We start from the raw sequence: 18,790 nt of genomic DNA on the forward strand, positions 1-18,790 counted from the left end.
CGAGACCCTGCACGGAGCGTCAGCGCAGGAAGCGGCTCGTCGCTCGCCCACAGGAAAGCGAGTAGCCTGGAACGGAAATCACCTTCATTTTGACTTAGTAGTATTCACAAAAAGTCCCTTGACCATTTAGTTTTTCAACACTATGAAGAATGTACTGATCCAACAAAGGATCAGTACATTTTTTTTGAAATTTATTGAAACAAATTGAGGTTTTATCGAAACTTTTTCGTGAAATATCGAAACAAGCCCAAGCTTTATCGAAACAACACCCCTAAATAAATTGAATTATCAAAAAAATAAATTTATACTAAATAAAAGTAAACACTTTCAATCTAGTGATTTCGATTTGGAGAAATGTACAAGCCTTTTTTGTTGTAAAGACTGCAAGTTTATGGGGGTGTATATAGTGAAAGCAAATCGTTTAGTGTTTGAAAATGCCATAGATATTAATCCGCGTTCGGGCATTATAAAGTTCAATGGAAATCGAATGATCCTAAAATCAGCTGAGGCACTTGGATTTTTTAGGCGTGATATTATTCAAACGTTGAATATGGAGCGAGCAAAGGGTTTTTTATTACGCTATGGTTGGGCGTGTGGCTATAGTGCTGGTGGCTCTATTGAGAAAATGTACAATTGGAAAGAGTTAAAAGAGTTGATAAGAGCTGGTGCTGCAATCCATACATTAGAGGGCGTTGTCAGTGTAGAAATTGATGTACTTGAAATAAGTGACGATAAATTTGAAATGGAAGGCAAGTGGTTCCATTCTTATGAGGCGGAGGAGCATGTTCGCCATTTTGGCTTTAGTGACGAAAGTGTATGCTGGACCTTGATTGGTTATGTAGCAGGCTTTCTAGCAAAAACTTATTCAAGAGAAGTCGTTGTTTTTGAGGAAAAATGTCGTGGTAAATGTGATGACTATTGTAAATTTGTCGTTAGAACTAAGGAGCATGTTACAGCAGAGCAATTAGATTTATTACGATATTTTCAAGAAACCTCCTTATCTGATGAATTAGACGCTACGTATAATGAATTAAAATCACTGAATAATTCTATCCTATATTCTGACACCATCCACAAACAAATGACACATGCAATGCTTGAGGGCTATACGTTAAATCAACTCTTACATCTTTTAAGTGATGCGTTGCAATGTAGTGTAATAATTGAGCGGAGATACTTATTGAAGCCAATTGGTTATTATTTTATGCATAAGGATGATGAACAGCTTTATATAGAAGGAAATCGTAAGAAAAAAGAGTTTCGACATGAGTATGAGATTATGACTATGAAAAAGCAATTGGGGACTTTAGTGATTCTTAGCCATAATGAGCTAATGCGAGAGCAGGAAATGATTATTGAACGCGCTGTGACGGTATTCTCAATTTATTTATATACACAGATGCAAATTGCTCAATCACAATGGCAAAGAAAGTCCGATTTTTTAGATGAAATCATGAGTAGACAATCTTCCACAGAGGCACTCATTAAAAAGGCCCGTAGCATTTTCTATTTTGATCCTAGTAAAAACAATCGTGTAATAGTCATAACATCTGAGTATGAGGAACCTGAAACTTTGCATAGCTTTTTAATAACAGAGTATTTAAATATTGAGTGTTTTATTAAAAATCAAGAAATCCTACTTATTTTAGAGGATTGTGAAAAGAATATCGAATATATGTCAGATTTTGTTAGTGTATTAACAAAACGATTAAAAGAGCGGTTTAAGCAATCTATATTCCAAATTGGTGTGGGGAAAAATGCCGATAAGTTAGAAGAAATCGGAAACAGCCACAATGAGGCTAGACTGATTTGTCAATTTCTACGATATGCAGCACCTGGACAGACACAATCTGCAATTTACGAAAACTTTCAGCATATTATGTTATTTTTAAAGACAACAAACCCAAGGGAGCTCTTACAGTTCTATGAAGAGGTGCTAGGTCAGCTAATAAAATATGATGAGCAAAATAATGCAACACTTGCCCATACTTTAGAGGTTTTTTTAAACCACAGTGGTAATGTCAATAAAACAGCAAAGGCTTTGAGTCTTTCAATTCCAGGATTCCGTTATAGAATGGAAAAAATTGAAACTTTATTGCAAGAAGATTTACGGACAGGAGATGGACGCTTTCGATGCCAGTTAGCCCTGAAAATCTATTACGTGATGAAAGCATTAGAAAATAAAAAGTAAGAAAAGTCAGCGAACTTGCTGGCTTTTTTCTATTTTCTGCATATATTCCTTTCAAATTTGAAGGAAAAACAGTAGAATTCTATACTTTTTATTAATTATCTAAAAATTCCGAAAGAATTATATTTAAATAGACATGTCAAACAAGAAAAAATAATTGTAGGGGGGAAGGGAATGGTTGTAAAGCAAGGTACGAAGCCATTGACAGGGCAGGAATATTTAGAAAGTTTAAAGGATAGTCGGGAAATTTGGTTACATGGTGAACGTGTAAAGGATGTCACGACTCATCCAGCTTTTCGGAATTCGGCACGATCGATATCACGTTTATATGATGCCATGCATGACCCAAAATACAAAGATATTTTAACTTGTGAAACGGATACGGGTAGTGGAGGTTATACCCATAGTTATTTCCGTGCAGCACGTAGCGCGGATGATTTAATTAAAGGACGGGATGCTATTGTTGCTTGGGCCCGCCTTACATATGGGCAGATGGGGCGGACACCAGACTACAAGGCTTCATTCCTTGCAACACTTGGTGGAAATCCTGAATACTATTCACCTTATCAAGAAAATGCGAAGCGTTGGTATAAGGAGTCACAAGAACGAAATTGGTTCTTTAATCATGCAATTGTGAACCCGCCTGTAGATCGACACAAAGATGTCCATGAAGTAGGGGATGTTTTTATCCAAGTGGAACGTGAAACGGACGAAGGTTTGATTATTAGTGGCTCGAAGATGGTAGCTACAGGCTCAGCTATAACTAATTACAATTTTGTGGGCACGTATGGTTTACCGATTAAAGATAAAAAATTTGCTGTTGTCTTTATTGCCCCAATGGATGCCCCTGGTGTAAAGCTTATTAGTCGCGCATCGTATGAGATGACGTCTGCGGTTATGGGGAGTCCATTTGATTATCCGCTAAGTAGTCGTTTCGATGAAAATGATGCAGTACTTGTATTTGAGCAAGCGCTTATTCCATGGGAAAATATTTTAATTTATGAAGATATGCAAAAGACAACTTCATTCTTTGTAGAAAGCGGTTTCATTAATCGCTTTACTTTCCAAGGTGTCACACGCTTAGCGGTGAAATTAGATTTTATTATTGGTGTATTGTTGAAGGCATTAAAGACGGCAGGCACTGATCAATTCCGTGGTGTTCAGGTTCATATTGGAGAAATTATTGCTTGGCGTCATATGTTCTGGTCATTAAGTGATGCGATGGCATTGAACCCTGAGAAAAAAGAAAATGGCATCGTTATTCCGAATTTAAATGGTGGACTAGCCTATCGCGTATTTTTACAGGAAGGTTGGCCAAAGATTAAAGGCATTATTCAGCAAATTGTAGCAGGGAATTTAATTGTCCAGCCATCTAGCGCAAGAGATTTTTTAAACGAGGAATTCCGTCCGACATTAAATAAGCTTTATCGTGGTTCAAATGGTATTGAAGCGCTTGAAAAAATTAAAACCATAAAGCTACTTTGGGATGCAATTGGTACTGAATTTGGTGGTCGGAGTGAATTATACGAACGTAATTATGCTGGAAATCATGAGGATATCCGATTACAAACATTATTTGGCGCTCAAGGCAGTGGTAAAACAGATGAGTTTATTGCTTTTGCTGAGCAATGTATGGCTGATTACGATTTAACAGGGTGGACAGATCCGACTTGGGTTAATCCTGATGATGTGAATTATTTTACAAATAAATAATGATAACAGTAGGGGGAATGTTTGATGACAAATTTTGATGTAGCGCAATTAGCGCATGTGGAGCTTTTTACGCCAAAGCCAGAGGAATCTTTAAAGTTTTTCACAGATTATATGGGGCTACAAATTACAGCACGTGAGGGGCAATCGGTTTATCTACGAGGCTATGAAGATTTTTATCATCACACACTAAAGCTTACGGAAGGAAAGGAAGCAGGCCTTGGACATTCTGCATGGCGAGCAAGTTCACCAGAAGCGCTGGAGCGTCGTGTCGCATCTTTAGAAAAAAGCGGTTACGGAAAAGGTTGGATTGATGGCGATTTAGGTCATGGTCGTGCTTACCAATTCGTCACACCAGATGGACACAATCAAGAAATTTTGTGGGAAGTAGATTATTTCCAGCCAGCTGAAGATCAAAAAACTTTATTAAAAAGTCGTCCGCAAAAGCGTCCATTAATGGGTATTCCAGCACGTCGTTTAGATCATATCAATTTAATGTGTAGGGATGTAGCAAAAAACCGTGAGTTTATGTCTGAGCATTTAGGCTTCAAGTTACGTGAACAAATTGTTCTGAACAATGATGAAGAAATCGGAGCATGGATGAGTGTTAGTCCACTTGTACATGAGGTAGCGTTAATGAACGACCAAACTGGCAACAGTGGCCGCTTCCATCATATTGCATTTTGGTACGGTTATCCTCAGCATCTTATGGATACGGCAGATATTTTTGTGGAAAATGGTATTCAAATAGAGGCTGGCCCTGGAAAACATGGTGTAAGTCAAGCGTACTTCATGTATGTAATGGAGCCTGGTGGCAATCGAGTTGAATTATTTGGCGATTCAGGCTACCTGATTTTCGATCCTGATTGGAAGCCGATAACATGGCGCGAGAATGAGTTAGATGAAGCGATTATTTGGTATGGCTCTCCACTACCAAATGAGTATTTCTTGTATGGCACACCAGATCGAGCAGTAAAGGTTCCAGTGAAGTAAAAAAGTCCAAACAGCTGTCTTAAATACTACTTCAAAGTATTTGAGACAGCACTATATCATGAGGAGGTTATGTAATGGAGGATCGTCTATTTAGAAATGCGATGGGGAAATTTGCAACAGGTGTCACAGTGATTACAACAAATGTTAATGGCAAAATACATGGCATGACTGCAAATGCGTTCATGTCTGTTTCACTTGATCCAAAATTAGTTGTCATCTCTATTGGTGAAAAAGCTTCTATGCTTAAGCATATCCAACAAAGCGGTACATTTACTGTCAATTTTTTATCGGCTCAACAGCAAGAGCTGTCAATGCTATTTGCTGGACAAATCAAAGAAAAGCGGAATGTAACATTCGGTGATTTACAAGGTGCACCGACAATTGAAGGTGCTATTGCACAAGTAAGCTGTGAGGTGGCAAGCACGTATATAGAAGGTGATCATACGTTATTTATTGGACGAGTGAAAAACATTCATCTAGAAGATGGGGAGCCATTGCTATTTTTTAATGGACGATATGGAGCATTATCATCGGAAACACCGGTGCAGATCTAGGAGGAGGTAGGCATGGATAGACAATTATACGCAAAGAAATTACAGGAAGCTGAGGTGTCGAAGCAACCTATCGCCCCTTTAACATCTACTATTCCAGATATAACTGTAGATGACGCTTATGCTATACAATTACTTCAAATTGCTGCAAAGCAACAGGAGGGGAAGCATATTGTCGGTAAGAAAATCGGCTTAACGAGTAAGGTAATGCAGCAGCAATTTAATGTGTCAGAGCCAGACTACGGTCATATTTTATCGAATATGGTGGAGGTCGATGGTGCAACAATTTCACTAAATCATTTTATTCAGCCAAAGCTGGAATTTGAGATTGCGTTCGTTTTAAAGAAGGACTTGTACGGGCCAAATATTACAGTGGAGGATGTTGTTGAGGCAACGGATTACATCGTCCCTGCATTAGAAGTAATTGATAGCCGGATAGCTGATTGGAAAATTCGTTTTGAAGATACTGTTGCAGACAATGGTTCCTCTGCGATGGTGATTATTGGTGGAAATCCTACAAAATTGCTAGATGTAGACTTACCGCATATGGGTATGAATGTTTACCGAAACGGTGAGTTGTTTGATAGTGCCGCTGCTGCCGCTGTAATGGGTGATCCATTACGTGCAGTTGCATGGTTAGCTAATAAGCTTAGTAAATATCATATCGGTTTACAGGCAGGTGAATTTGTGTTGGCAGGTGCTTTGACAGCCGCAGTCACAATTGAGGACGGAGATACGTTTGTAGCAGAGTTTGCTCATTTAGGTGCTGTGTCCGCTACGTTTAGGCTGAAGGAGGAGAAATGAAGATGGCAAAACTAAAGGTTGCGATTTTAGGCTCGGGTAATATCGGTACCGATTTAATGTACAAAATCGAACGTAGTGAGTACTTATCAATGAGTGTCATGGTAGGAATTGACCCTGCATCTGAGGGAATTCAACGTGCAAAGTCTCTTGGTTATCTTACAATCACAAATGGAATTGAAGGATTAGTGGCCTGTCCAGAGCTCTTTGATATGGTGTTTGATGCCACAACGGCAAAGTCACATTCGATACACAGTGAGAAAGTGCTTGCTCTTGGTAAAAAGATTATTGATTTAACGCCAGCTGCTATTGGTCCATTTGTTGTGCCATGTGCTAATTTGAAAAAATTCGCAACGGCCGACAATGTCAATATGGTGACTTGTGGTGGGCAAGCGACTATTCCAATTGTCTATGCGATTAATCAAGTAGCTGATGTTGAATATGCGGAAATTGTTGCTACAGTAGCAAGTAAAAGCGCTGGACCTGGTACTCGGGCTAATATTGATGAATTTACAAGAACTACAGCAAGGGCAATAGAGGACGTGGGAGGAGCGAGCAAGGGCAAGGCCATTATTATTTTAAATCCAGCTGATCCACCGATTATGATGCGTGATACTGTGCATGTTTTAGTAAATGAGCGTAATAGGGAGCAAGAAATTTTAAAAGCTATTGAAGATATAGTGCGAGCTGTTCAACAATATGTACCAGGATATCGACTGACAAGTGCTCCTATTTTTAATGGTCAACAAGTATCAATTTTTTTAGAGGTGGAGGGAGCAGGAGATTTCTTCCCGACCTATTCAGGAAATCTAGATATTATGACGGCTGCAGCAGTACAAGTAGGGAATGAGATTGCTAAACAGCAACATGCAACAGTGAAATCGAACTAAACGGAGGTGAGTGTAATGAAAAAAATAACAGTTTTAGATGTGACATTACGTGATGGTAGTCATTCTATGCGTCATGCATTTACAGAGCAGCAGGTGAGAGCGGTTGCGCGCGGTTTAAGGAAGGCAAAGGTGAAATATTTTGAGGTATCCCACGGAGATGGATTAGGGGGCTCCTCATTACAGTATGGATTTTCTAAGGTAGATGAACTGAAGTTAATAGAAGCAGCACAAGAAGAATGTGGGGATTCGGCTATTTCGGTGTTAATTTTACCAGGCATTGGTGTAAAGGAAGATTTAAAAGACGCGGTAAAGGCTGGAGCTAAAATGGCCCGTGTTGCAACCCATGTAACCGAGGCTGATGTTGCTGGTCAACATATTTACTTAAGTCGGGAGCTAGGATTGAAAACAGTTGGATTTTTAATGATGGCACATATGGCTCCAACATCTGTAATCGTTGAACAGGCAAAATTATTTGAGAGTTACGGTGCTGAAATTATTTATGTGACAGATTCAGCAGGTGCTATGCTTCCTCATGAGGTTAAGGAACGAGTAGCTGCATTAAAGTCGCATGTTTCCTGTGAGATTGGCTTTCATGCACATAATAATTTATCACTTGCTATGGCTAATACAATTGCTGCTGTTGAAGCGGGTGCTACGTATGTGGATGGTAGTTTACGCTGTTTGGGTGCAGGTAGTGGGAATACACAAACGGAGGTAATGGTGGCTGTTTTTGATCGTCTAGGCTATGAAACTGGTATTGATTTATATAGTGTAATTGATGTTGCGAATGAAGTGGTTGCACCCTTTATGCCTCGTCCTCAAGAAATAACAGGCTCTAGTTTAATAATGGGCTACGCAGGTGTTTACTCTAGCTTTTTATTATTTACGCAGGAAGCGGCAAAGAAATATAACGTAGATGAGCGTGAAATTTTAGTGGAGCTTGGCAAAATGAAGGCAGTAGGTGGGCAAGAGGATTTAATCGCAGAAATTGCTCGAAAGTTAGCCAATCATAAGCAGACAGTAAACTAGAAGCGGAGGAACGCCCGATGATGAAAACCGATACGTTAGATCAAATTGCGTATGAGTTGTATAAAGCAGAGCGAGATAGGTCAGAGGTTACGAAGTTTGTTGATCAATATCCAGAGCTGACAGTGGAAACTGCCTATAATATTCAAGATAAATTAATTGAACTGAAATGTATGCATGAGGAAACAACTATTTCAGGGCTAAAGCTTGGGTTAACGAGTAAGGCAAAGCAACAAATGATGGGAGTTCATGAGCCTTCTTACGGTGTGCTGTTAGCGAATATGGAGTTAAATGCAAAGCTGCCGATTTCATTAAAATCTCTCATTCACCCGAAAATTGAACCAGAGATTGCCTTTGTATTTAAGCAGGATTTGGGTGGCCCGATTGTAACCGTTGCACAGGTGTTGGAAGCAACTGATTATATTGCGCCTGCAATGGAGATTATCGATAGTCGTTATTTAAATTTTAATTTTACATTACCAGATGTAATCGCTGATAACTCTTCTTCCTCTCGTTACATAGTGAGTTCGCAAAAATATGCGGTAAACGAGGTGGATCTTGTGAATATGGGCTGTATTTTCATGCAAAATGATGAGATTTTTGCGACAAGTACAGCGGGTTCAGTGATGGGACATCCAGCACGAGCCATAGCATGGATGGCTAATAAATTAATCGCTCGTGGACAACATATACGAGCTGGAGATATTGTGCTGAGTGGCGCGTTAACAGGCTCTGCAACAATGCATGCAGGGGATAACTTTACTGTAAGCTTTGACGGAATGGAGTCATTAACAGTTCAAGTAGAACGATAGCAAAGGGGGGCAGGTGGAATGCCATTTATTCAAATAACATTTATTGAGGGACGGACACCAGAGCAAAAGGAACGGTTAATTGCAGAAGTAAGCCAAACCGTTTCATCTGTATTAGATGCACCACTTGAAACAGTTCGTGTGTGCTTAAATGAAATCCCAAGCACTCATTGGGGAATTGCAGGGAAGTCTATACAACGTCGTCAAAATGAATAATAAGGAGTGGTCTACGATGGAGAATACACAAACGAAATTGAAAGAAGTTAAACTATTTATAAATGGAGAATATGTTGAATCTTCTTCTCAAACATTATTCGAGGTGAAAAATCCTGCGACCCAGGAAATTATTGCAAAAGTTCATGAAGCAAGCTTTGAAGATGTGGATCGGGCGTGTGAAGCAGCACGGCAAGCTTTTGAAGTAGGTCCTTGGCGTACAATGCCTTTATCTGAGCGTTTAGCGAAAATTCGTCGGATGGCAGAAATTATTCTAGAACGCAAAGAGGAGTTAGCGCGCCTTGAAGCATTAGATGTTGGTAAGCCTTATCAAGTAGCATTAGAACGTGAGATTCCTCGTGCCGCGGAAAATTTGAAATTTTTTGCTGATTTTATGGAACAGCAAGGTGGCGAAGTATATCCGATGGACGATGCTTATTTAAATTATACGCGCTATGAACCAGTAGGGGTTGCAGCATTAATAACACCTTGGAATTTACCGTTTATGCTAACAACGTGGAAGCTTGGTCCATGCTTGGCTTCGGGAAATACAGCGGTCATAAAACCAGCAGAAATTACACCATTAACTGTATCGTTACTTGGTGAGATTGCACAACAGGCGGGGATTCCAGATGGGGTTGTTAACGTTGTCCACGGCTTTGGAGTACAATCAGCAGGGGAATTTATGACGACACATCCTGAAGTTGATTTAATTTCCTTCACAGGGGAAACGACGACAGGGAAAGCAATCATGAAAAACGGTGCTGATTCATTGAAAAAAGTTTCCTTTGAATTAGGAGGGAAGGCGGCAAATATTATTTTTGAAGATGCGAACTTAGAAAAAGCCATCCCTATATCGATTCAAGCAGCATTTATGAACTCTGGTCAAGTTTGTCTAGCAGGGTCACGTATTTTAGTGCAACGTTCAATTTTAGATGAATTCCTTACACGTTTTAAAGAAGCGGCTGCAGCATTAGTTGTTGGGGATCCGCAAGATTCAAAGACGAATATGGGACCAGTCGTAAGTGAAACACATTATAATAAGGTAACGAGTTATTTAAGTGTAGCTGAATATGAAAATTCTACACTTATTTATGGTGGTAAACGACCTGAATTACCAGCTCAATTAAGTACGGGGTATTATTTACAGCCGACAATTTATTTACAAGAAAATCCGCAAGCTCGCATTTGCCAAGAGGAGATTTTCGGTCCTATCGTTACAATTATCCCGTTTAATACAGAGGAAGAGGCACTTGCAATAGCTAATGGAACAGAGTACGGTTTAAATGCAGTTGTCTGGACCGAAAATTTACAGCGTGCACACCGTATTTCTCATGATGTACGTGCAGGTACAATTTGGGTAAATTGCTGGTTTGTGCGCGACTTACGAGCTCCTTTTGGAGGCTTTAAAAAGAGTGGCATAGGACGTGAAGGCGGCCACCATAGCTTGGAATTTTTCACAGAAGCAAAAAATATATGTATAGCGTTGAAATGAAAATAATCAGTGGAGGACGAAAAGGCCCTCCACTGATTAAAATGCACTTTATCGAAAAAATTTGATGAGGTATCGAAATAAATTGAGGTTTTATCGAAACTTTTTAGAGAAATATCGATTAAAAATGTACATTAAATGCAAGATACAGCCATGTAAAGGCAGTTGCAATAAATAGTTGAACCACAGCGCTCGCTATTAGGTAACCTCGAGGTTCGCCAGCTTTTTTTCGATAGTATATTTGCATTATAGAGTAGATTGTAAATAAGCTATATATTGTCGTTACGTGTATAGAATGCCAAAGTAAATAAATTGCGTATAAAATACCTGAAAACAAGACAAGCATGATGGCATTTGCGGTTGCATGTTCAACTGTAGCAGCGAAAAAGCGCCGTTCGGTATGAGGCATTCTTTTTTTAGCTAGCCAAAGTGTAAAGTGTGTAAGTAATATGAAAATATTTCCTAAAATCATCTTGGTGGAACGTTTATCATCGTAGTATAACTCTATTGAACTAAACGCATTTTCTGATTGAATGGCATGCTCAGTTTGGATATTAAAGAGAGTATCATAGTTTATTACCTTCCATTTCTCTTGTGATCCATCAGAATAGACAATCAATAAGTCTTGAGGTTTAATGTAACGATTTGCTTCCCACTGCTGAGCTGTTACTGAAACTGTAGGCGCATGTTCCATTTGTTCTTCAAGCTGAGATAATAGTTGTTTATTAGTATAGCATTGCTGAGGTATATAAAGGCATGATGCTTTTGCGATAAACGTTTTTTTATTTTCATTAGTTTGTACATAGACTTTAGCAATTGTTTTATTCGAATCTGCTGTGAGTGGCAGGTCAGTCGGTCTTTGGATAAAAGACAAAATTAATATCGAAAGAATGGTCATAAATAGTAGAGACACTACAGGAATCTGCCAAGCTTTTTTTGTTGCCCGTTTTTCTATTGTCGTAGGTGTAGTAATATTGTGTAGTATTTTTTCCTGCTGTTGCTTTGTCAGCTTTAGGTCACGTAAATGTTGCCAAGACTTTTCATAGCTCTTCATCAAATTCACCTCCAAGTTGCTTTTTTAATGCAACAAGTGCACGTTTTAAAGTGTTTTTTACTTTCCCTTCATTCCAGCCCAAGACATCACAGGTCTCCTGAATGGTTAAGCCCTCAATCTTTCGTAAAATAATAACATCTCGATAAGTAAGCTTAAGTCTGCTAATTGCAAGATAAAGCGACTGTGCATCTTCTTGCTGAGTTATCCATTGATGTGGGGAGGTAGGGTCTTGCTCCTCATGATCGTTTAAAAAAGGGACAAATTGAATAAGTCTTTTGCGGCGGTAATGATCGTAGGCTAGATTACGTGCAGTGCTCCTTAACCATGCTAGTTCAGCACCTTCTTTAATTGTCTGCTGGTATTTGAAAAAGCGAATAAATGTCTCCTGTGTGAAATCCTCCGCTAACTTTTCATCATTGAGTAAGTAATATAAGTATTTAAAAATGGTTTGATTATGTAGATAAAACTGTTCTTCAAACATCCAGCCTCTGCACCTCCTTTTCTTTAAAGACGAATGACTTTGCGAAAAGTATCATTTTAACTAAAAAAACGCACTTGCCAAACATGGCTAAGTACGTTTTATATTACATAATATCTTTCCGAGATTCACGACGCCAAGCATAGCGCGTAAGTATGACTGTAAGGCTAATCAGTAGAATGTAGCCAGCTGGTGCAAGCCATTTAGGATGCCAAATCCAAATAATATCTGTAATCATAAACTTTGTGACCCCAGCTATCATACCAAACATAACAACAATTTGAATGCCAATCAATGCAATTGTATTGTGGGCAAATACCGAAATAGCCATCGATACTATTCCTAAAAGTACTGCTCCAATAAAGACTGCAGTAATTGTTAAAATGATATATTGGAAAAACGTCATATCGTACCAGTAATAGTACCAGCTAAATGAAGATAAAGGTAAGTCAAAATGGGAAGAAGTGTTATTTGTTGTATACATGGCTAAATAAATAAACATTAATACAATTGTTATAAACACTGCACTGACAAGCCCTGCAAGCCATTTTGTCCAAAATATTTGCCGTCCCTTTTTCGATGTATATTGCAATGGAATAATAGATGTTACCTTGTCTCTAAGAAAAATAGGAGATAGCAGAATAGCTATGCTAAATAAGATAATAATAGCTAAATTTTCTGTAATACTACGAAAATTATCTAATACAATGCTAGAGTATATCGTATGCTTTCTGTCATTCAATATCTGTTCAAAGCGCTGCTGCTGTGCTCCAGATGTGCGTTCAATTTCACCTTGAAGTGATTTTTCATGGTATTGGTAGCGTTCGATTAAACTTTCCCATGCTTGCAATACCCATGGGAAGTCCTCTGTGCTACGAAAAGTAATAGCATCACGATACTCTGAAAGTTGCTCATCTTCCGATTCAATATGACGAAATGCTTCGTATGTTGTAATACCCAACTCCGTAGCTTTCGGGTCATGGTCTAAAAATGCATCTGCCTTCTTTTTCTCCTGCTTGTACATGGCTAATAATTCTTTATATTCTTTTTCATCTATTTCTGCCCCATACTTTGGAATCAGCTGCTGCTCAATTGCAAATGTATCCCCTGCAGGACGACCATTTGGAAAGACTTCGATATGAAATTCTAATAATAACCAATAAAGAAGTATATTAACAAATAAAATTAATGCTACGATCTTCCATGAAAATATTTTCCTCACTTCCATCCAAAATAGCTGCATATTATACAATATCCTTTCTATTAAATCGTCTGATTGCGTATGTTACGCAAGGAGCACTAATAAGCCCACATAAAGCTAGTGTCCAAGCCTCATGATATTTAAACATCATTAAATTAGAGACTCCAGAAAAATACATATGTGGGTTGAGCAAAAGTAATGTTAAATTCAAATGCATAAATAGCATTAGTGTTGGGATACCTTTAAAGAACATTGGTACAACAAACATACTTACGAGAAGTAATATACTTGCTATCCAAGCGAGATAACTATTTTTTATGATAGAACTTATGCAAAATGTTAGGAGTGATATTATAAGTAATGTGATAACGAGAATGGTAATCGTTAATAATAAATACTCCCAATATTCAATAGGCCACCATGTTATGTACGGCCATTTATACTCCCAGTTCAAACCACTGGTAATAAGTGCAGTCCATAAACCAGAAAAATCATATACCGTAAAAAACGTCAGTAATGATAATCCGAATAATGGTAGTAAGATAATGGGAGTTGCCAAAAGACTTGCCATTAATTTATTAAGCATTAAGAGGCGACCTTTTTTTGTCGCGAATGTTACAAGTTGTGTTCGATGTTCAAATTCATAATTCGTAATAAGTGTTGTGAGAAGTACAACTAAAATAACGCCTTCCATAGCGATATTCTTTATAAGATGACGAAATAATTCATTATGCATTTGATAATTACCTGCGAAAAACCAATTCTTATACTCGTTTGTTTCTTTTATTTCTGTTAATCGATCATTTAATTTATCATATTCACTCGTAACAAAGTCAGCTGTCCAGTTAGTAAATCCAAATTCTGTAATCGTTTCTTCCTTTAGCAGTTCAATGTTTAGTTTAGCGTAGCGTTCATCTAAACCTATACCAAGATTAATATACATTTGCATCAAATTTATACGATCAATCTCTTTTTGTTCAGTTAAAGTAGTATTATGGTATTTTTCATAATTCATGGAATTGATAAAAGTGTTTACATCTTGAAATTGAGGATTAAGCTTTTTCACATCTATATTCAAATCTTCCTGCATTTTACGTAAAATCTCATCATTAAAAGTATCACCGTATTTTTCAATAATGACATTTACTATTTTTAATTCATCTTTTTTATAGGAGTTACTAATAACCGTAAAAATATTAAATATAGTAAACAATGCAAGGAGTATTAAAATAGTGGGAGAATATAATGCTTTTTTTATTTCTAACCAAGTAATGCTCATTTGTTATTACCACTCGTATCTTCAGATGCATACTCCACTAAAAACACATCTTCAAGCTGCGGCTCTACTGACTTCCAAGATGGCTCTAATTTTTCTTCAGCTACAAAGCGAACAACCATTTTTCTTTGCTCTTGTTTTTCTGCTAATGTTATATAATTTTTTCGAAATTCAGTGATATCCTCATGACCCATCATTGTTTCAAAGACTTTTCCTGTGAGTATTGAGCAAATATTAACAACAGAATCTTTATGTGAAATGATATTATTTTTTATCATGATAATTTCATTCGCTATAGATTCGATGTCTGATACGATATGTGTAGAAATGATAATAATTCGGTTACGTGCAAGATCTGAAAGCATATGTCTAAAGCGAGCTCTCTCTTTTGGATCAAGCCCTGCCGTTGGTTCATCTAATATGATAATTTTGGGATTACTTAGAAGGGCTTGTGCAATACCTACCCGTTGGATCATTCCGCCTGAGAATTTACGCATTTTTTTATTTTTTACATCTTTGAGAGCCACCATATCAAGAACTTCATCGATTCGATAAGGGACAATTTGTTTATCCATGCCCTTTAATGCAGCTAAATAGTTTAAATATTGCTTTGGTGTAGAATGTTTATAATACCCAAAGTGCTGCGGTAAATAACCAATCTCCTCACGATACGATTGCCCCAATTTTTTGATAGATTGACCTTGATAAAAAATGTCACCAGTTGTTGGATTAATTAGTGTAACAAGCATTTTAATAAGAGTAGTTTTACCAGCGCCATTTGGAGCAAGTAAGCCATATATACCATTGTCAAACTGCAAATTAATATTTCGTAATGCTATAAAATTTCCATATTCTTTTCCTACATTTTGTACAACTAACATTCAACTACTCCTTCCTGACTTTTCGTTAATAAGCGTTTAAATGAATAGAGATGTAATACTAGCACTCCAACTAATAAGACACTATAGGCAGCAATAGGCAATTTATCTAAAAGTTCGCCATATTGTTGATCTACTGTGATAAGCAACAAACTATTTCCTACTATCCATGCCCCTATAAATCCAATACAACGTTTGAAGAATTGTCCATGATAAAGAGTTAAAAGCAGCCCAGATGAAAATAGAAATAATCCGGTTAAAGATAAAAGCACTAGTCGTAATACATCAATCTCAAATTTAAGTGATAATGCTAAAATGAAAGACATATTAACTAAAATAGCTATTCCGCTAAAGAAAAACATACGACATACAAGTACTTGAAAGACAGTAAATTTCATTGTCATTTCTAACTCAAAGGTATTGTTTGACCTTTTTTGATAGTATGCATATGCAGTTAAACTTAGGAAAACAAGTGGAGAGAGCATAAATAGCAGACCATTGAATTTGGTAGAATAAATGGTCGTTTCATTAGCTGTTAGCCAAATATAGCTGAAAATTAGTAATGTAAGAAATCCGCTAAATAGAGCTTCACCATAGCTAAGCACAACATATCTCCAGCCAATATACTGCTTTATATCAAGTAACAATTGTATAAAATTCAGTTGTTTTGGTAGCCCCTGATTAACTATAATTGTAACCTGTCGCTCTATTTCTTCTTCTGATGGATATGGAATCTCCCATTTTTTATTTCTCATATATGACTGCCCCCATTTCCTCTCTAAGTTTTTTTAATACTGCATAATATCTCGTTTTGACCGTTGATTCTGACAAATCCAAAAGCTCAGCAATCTGTTGGAATGTCAGTTCTAAAAAGAGCTTATAGCGAACGATTTGTTGGGTATGTGCTTCATTCTTATAAAGGAAGTGATTTATTTGCTCTAAATTCTCTTTTTTAATTAGGTAATCCATAATATTGACTGGATCTAATATTTCAAGATCTTCAACATAGTTTGTAAGCTGGCCAGCTTGATACGATTTTGAGCGAAAATAATCAATGCAATGATTGGAAGCAATACGATAGAGCCATGTACGAAAAGATGCTTTCTTCTTATTAAATCTAGAAATAGACTGTAGCATGCGTATGAAAATTTCCTGCGTCAAATCTAAAGCTAGTTGTTCATCTAAGATTTGTTTATAAACAAATGCAAATATTTCCTTATAATAGTGTTTAACAAGTCGATTAGCACTTTCCTCATGAGTAGATTGCTGCACACGTCGTATCCACTGACTTTCTAGATCCATCACATTATCACATCACTTTCATCGCTTCATTCATATATTCGTAAAGTTCTTTTAAATAGTTTTAATCTCTGCAATTTTTTTAGTGAGTACATAAAAAAGGACCCGAGTATTTAACTCAGGTCCTTACCATAAACTCTATTAAATTATAGGCTAATCGCTTTTACTTCATCAATATTTTCCAATTGTGCTACAAATGTTAAATCTTCTTCTGTTACCACATTATCGATTGTAAGCATCATGACAGCTGTTCCGCCAACCTGTGCACGGCCAACCTGCATTGTTGCGATGTTGATATCTTTTTCAGCTAGCTTTGTGGCTACACGACCAATTGCACCTGGTTTGTCCGTGTTTTTAATGTAAAGTAGGTGACCTTGTGGAATTACATCAACAACATAATCTTCTACTTTAACAATACGTGCACCTAGACCATTTAATAATGTACCAGCTACAGTGTGTGTTTCATTTGCTGTTTTAATTTCAATCGTAATTAAGCTAGTGAAGCCCTTAGCTGTCGTAGTTTTATGTTCATTAATTTTCATGCCGATACGCTCAGATAAATAGCGAGCATTTACATCATTCACATGGTTACCATGATTTTTAGATAATAAGCCTTTTAATGCATTTGATGTTAATGGGCGCACATCATAGTTTGCTACCTCACCAGCATAAGATAAATTGATTTCCTTTACAGGCTCAGCTGTCACTTGAGATAAGAATGAGCCTAGTTTTTCCGCTAACTCGAAGAAAGGTTCAACTTGTGCAAGTAGCTCTTTTGGAATAGAAGGCATATTCACTGGGTTAGTTACAGTACCGGTTTTATAGAATTTAATAATATCATTTGATACATCCACAGCTACAGATTCTTGAGCTTCAATTGTAGATGCACCTAAGTGAGGTGTTGCGATTACTTGTGGTAAAGTAAGAAGTTTATGATCCGTTGCTGGCTCAGATACGAATACGTCAAGAGCAGCCCCTGCTACTTTACCTTCTTCGATAGCATCATATAAATCGTCCTCATTAATAATACCGCCACGTGCACAGTTAATAATGCGAACGCCATCTTTCATCATAGCAAATTTATCTTTGTTAATTAGATTGCGTGTTTCAGGAAGAAGTGGTGTGTGTACTGTAATGAAATCTGCATTTTCGCAAATTTCTTCAACAGATGATTTTGTAACGCCTAATTCTTTTGCACGTTCATCTGTTAGGAATGGATCGTATGCCATTACGTTCATACGTTGTCCTTTAGCACGATATGCTACTTCAACACCAATACGACCAAAGCCTACAACACCTAAAGTTTTATTTTTAAGCTCAACCCCAACATATGATTTACGATCCCATTTTCCATTTTTCAATGTGTTAAATGCTTGTGGGATATGACGTGCAAGAGAAGTCATCATGGCAATAGTGTGCTCTGCAGCGGAGTTTGTGTTACCATCTGGTGCATTCACTACGATAATACCATGCTCTGTTGCTGCAGTAAGATCGATATTGTCCACACCTACACCAGCACGTCCGATAAGTTTTAAATTTTTCGCCGCTTCAATTACTTCGCGTGTTACCGTTGTTTGAGAACGAACTAGTAATACATCTACATCCGCAATTTTTGCGATTAATTCTTCTTGTGCCAGACCAGTATCAACAATGATATTAAGATCTAAATCTTGTTCTTGACGAAGTGGGAAAATACCATCTTCACTTAGTGGATCAGCGATAAATACGTTAATTGTTTTTGTTGCAGTAGTCATTTGTAATTAGCTCCTTTTAATTAAAATTTAGTGGTTTCTATATACGACAGTCTGAAATTTGTAAAATTCGTACATCTTACAGCATGCAAACAATCCCCTTTCAAAATTCATAACATCTGCCTGAGGCTTTAGGCCAACAGATGTTTTTTGTGCGAAAGCGTAGTGCTAACGCAGCGC

At 37.4% G+C, this 18,790-nt stretch carries 18 protein-coding genes; 10 read left to right on the forward strand and 8 right to left on the reverse strand.

All coding sequences use genetic code 11. The features are described 5' to 3' along the window. Positions 1–406: 406 nt before the first annotated feature. From ACQKIM_RS06695 to ACQKIM_RS06740, 10 genes are all read left to right on the forward strand, one after another. Positions 407–2,191: a XylR N-terminal domain-containing protein gene (locus tag ACQKIM_RS06695; protein WP_427540929.1), complete on the forward strand. Its 1,785-nt coding sequence runs from the start codon at positions 407–409 to the stop codon at positions 2,189–2,191. Positions 2,192–2,362: 171 nt separating this feature from the next. Then, positions 2,363–3,901 carry a 4-hydroxyphenylacetate 3-hydroxylase N-terminal domain-containing protein gene (locus tag ACQKIM_RS06700; RefSeq protein ID WP_427540932.1) on the forward strand — a complete coding sequence of 513 codons (1,539 nt, stop codon included), beginning with the start codon at positions 2,363–2,365 and terminating at the stop codon, positions 3,899–3,901. Positions 3,902–3,925: 24 nt separating this feature from the next. Next, on the forward strand, positions 3,926–4,891 hold the full coding sequence (locus ACQKIM_RS06705) for a catechol 2,3-dioxygenase (RefSeq protein ID WP_427540935.1): 966 nt from the start codon (positions 3,926–3,928) through the stop codon (positions 4,889–4,891). 74 nt (positions 4,892–4,965) lie between these two features. Next, positions 4,966–5,445 (forward strand): flavin reductase family protein, encoded by a 480-nt coding sequence (locus ACQKIM_RS06710; RefSeq protein ID WP_427540938.1) that lies wholly within the window; start codon positions 4,966–4,968, stop codon positions 5,443–5,445. Positions 5,446–5,457: 12 nt separating this feature from the next. Continuing rightward, complete coding sequence (locus tag ACQKIM_RS06715; RefSeq protein ID WP_427540941.1) at positions 5,458–6,246, forward strand: 2-keto-4-pentenoate hydratase; 789 nt, start codon at positions 5,458–5,460, stop codon at positions 6,244–6,246. A gap of 2 nt (positions 6,247–6,248) precedes the next feature. Continuing rightward, positions 6,249–7,133 carry an acetaldehyde dehydrogenase (acetylating) gene (locus ACQKIM_RS06720; RefSeq protein WP_427540944.1) on the forward strand — a complete coding sequence of 295 codons (885 nt, stop codon included), beginning with the start codon at positions 6,249–6,251 and terminating at the stop codon, positions 7,131–7,133. 15 nt (positions 7,134–7,148) lie between these two features. Next, positions 7,149–8,162 (forward strand): 4-hydroxy-2-oxovalerate aldolase, encoded by a 1,014-nt coding sequence (gene dmpG, locus ACQKIM_RS06725; RefSeq protein ID WP_427540947.1) that lies wholly within the window; start codon positions 7,149–7,151, stop codon positions 8,160–8,162. Positions 8,163–8,179: 17 nt separating this feature from the next. Continuing rightward, positions 8,180–8,971, forward strand: coding sequence for a 2-keto-4-pentenoate hydratase (locus ACQKIM_RS06730; RefSeq protein ID WP_427540950.1), 792 nt, complete (start codon positions 8,180–8,182; stop codon positions 8,969–8,971). Positions 8,972–8,989: 18 nt separating this feature from the next. Then, entirely contained in the window at positions 8,990–9,184 is a 195-nt protein-coding gene (locus ACQKIM_RS06735) for a 4-oxalocrotonate tautomerase (protein ID WP_427540953.1), read from the forward strand. Positions 9,185–9,200: 16 nt separating this feature from the next. Next, on the forward strand, positions 9,201–10,676 hold the full coding sequence (locus tag ACQKIM_RS06740) for an aldehyde dehydrogenase (protein WP_427540956.1): 1,476 nt from the start codon (positions 9,201–9,203) through the stop codon (positions 10,674–10,676). Positions 10,677–10,794: 118 nt separating this feature from the next. Here the strand turns inward: ACQKIM_RS06740 and ACQKIM_RS06745 are convergent, their stop codons facing one another. From ACQKIM_RS06745 to serA, 8 genes are all read right to left on the reverse strand, one after another. Beyond that, entirely contained in the window at positions 10,795–11,727 is a 933-nt protein-coding gene (locus ACQKIM_RS06745) for a hypothetical protein (RefSeq protein ID WP_427540959.1), read from the reverse strand. After that, the gene (locus ACQKIM_RS06750; RefSeq protein WP_427540962.1) at positions 11,714–12,208 is read right to left on the reverse strand and encodes an RNA polymerase sigma factor; all 495 of its coding nucleotides are present in this window, start codon (positions 12,206–12,208) and stop codon (positions 11,714–11,716) included. Before ACQKIM_RS06750 ends, ACQKIM_RS06745 begins: the two co-directional genes overlap by 14 nt. Before the next feature lie 103 nt (positions 12,209–12,311). Then, the gene (locus ACQKIM_RS06755; RefSeq protein WP_427540965.1) at positions 12,312–13,448 is read right to left on the reverse strand and encodes a hypothetical protein; all 1,137 of its coding nucleotides are present in this window, start codon (positions 13,446–13,448) and stop codon (positions 12,312–12,314) included. 1 nt (position 13,449) lies between these two features. Next, the gene (locus ACQKIM_RS06760; protein WP_427540968.1) at positions 13,450–14,685 is read right to left on the reverse strand and encodes a hypothetical protein; all 1,236 of its coding nucleotides are present in this window, start codon (positions 14,683–14,685) and stop codon (positions 13,450–13,452) included. Beyond that, positions 14,682–15,563, reverse strand: coding sequence for an ABC transporter ATP-binding protein (locus ACQKIM_RS06765; RefSeq protein WP_427540971.1), 882 nt, complete (start codon positions 15,561–15,563; stop codon positions 14,682–14,684). Before ACQKIM_RS06765 ends, ACQKIM_RS06760 begins: the two co-directional genes overlap by 4 nt. Further along, entirely contained in the window at positions 15,557–16,315 is a 759-nt protein-coding gene (locus ACQKIM_RS06770; protein ID WP_427540974.1) for a hypothetical protein, read from the reverse strand. The genes ACQKIM_RS06765 and ACQKIM_RS06770 overlap by 7 nt, the downstream gene beginning before the upstream one ends. Further along, positions 16,305–16,862: an RNA polymerase sigma factor gene (locus ACQKIM_RS06775; RefSeq protein ID WP_427540977.1), complete on the reverse strand. Its 558-nt coding sequence runs from the start codon at positions 16,860–16,862 to the stop codon at positions 16,305–16,307. Before ACQKIM_RS06775 ends, ACQKIM_RS06770 begins: the two co-directional genes overlap by 11 nt. A 143-nt stretch (positions 16,863–17,005) precedes the next feature. After that, positions 17,006–18,613 (reverse strand): phosphoglycerate dehydrogenase, encoded by a 1,608-nt coding sequence (gene serA, locus ACQKIM_RS06780; protein WP_427540980.1) that lies wholly within the window; start codon positions 18,611–18,613, stop codon positions 17,006–17,008. Positions 18,614–18,790 lie beyond the last annotated feature (177 nt).

Source organism: Lysinibacillus sp. NPDC047702 (assembly GCF_050272555.1).
Lineage (GTDB): Bacteria > Bacillota > Bacilli > Bacillales_A > Planococcaceae > Lysinibacillus.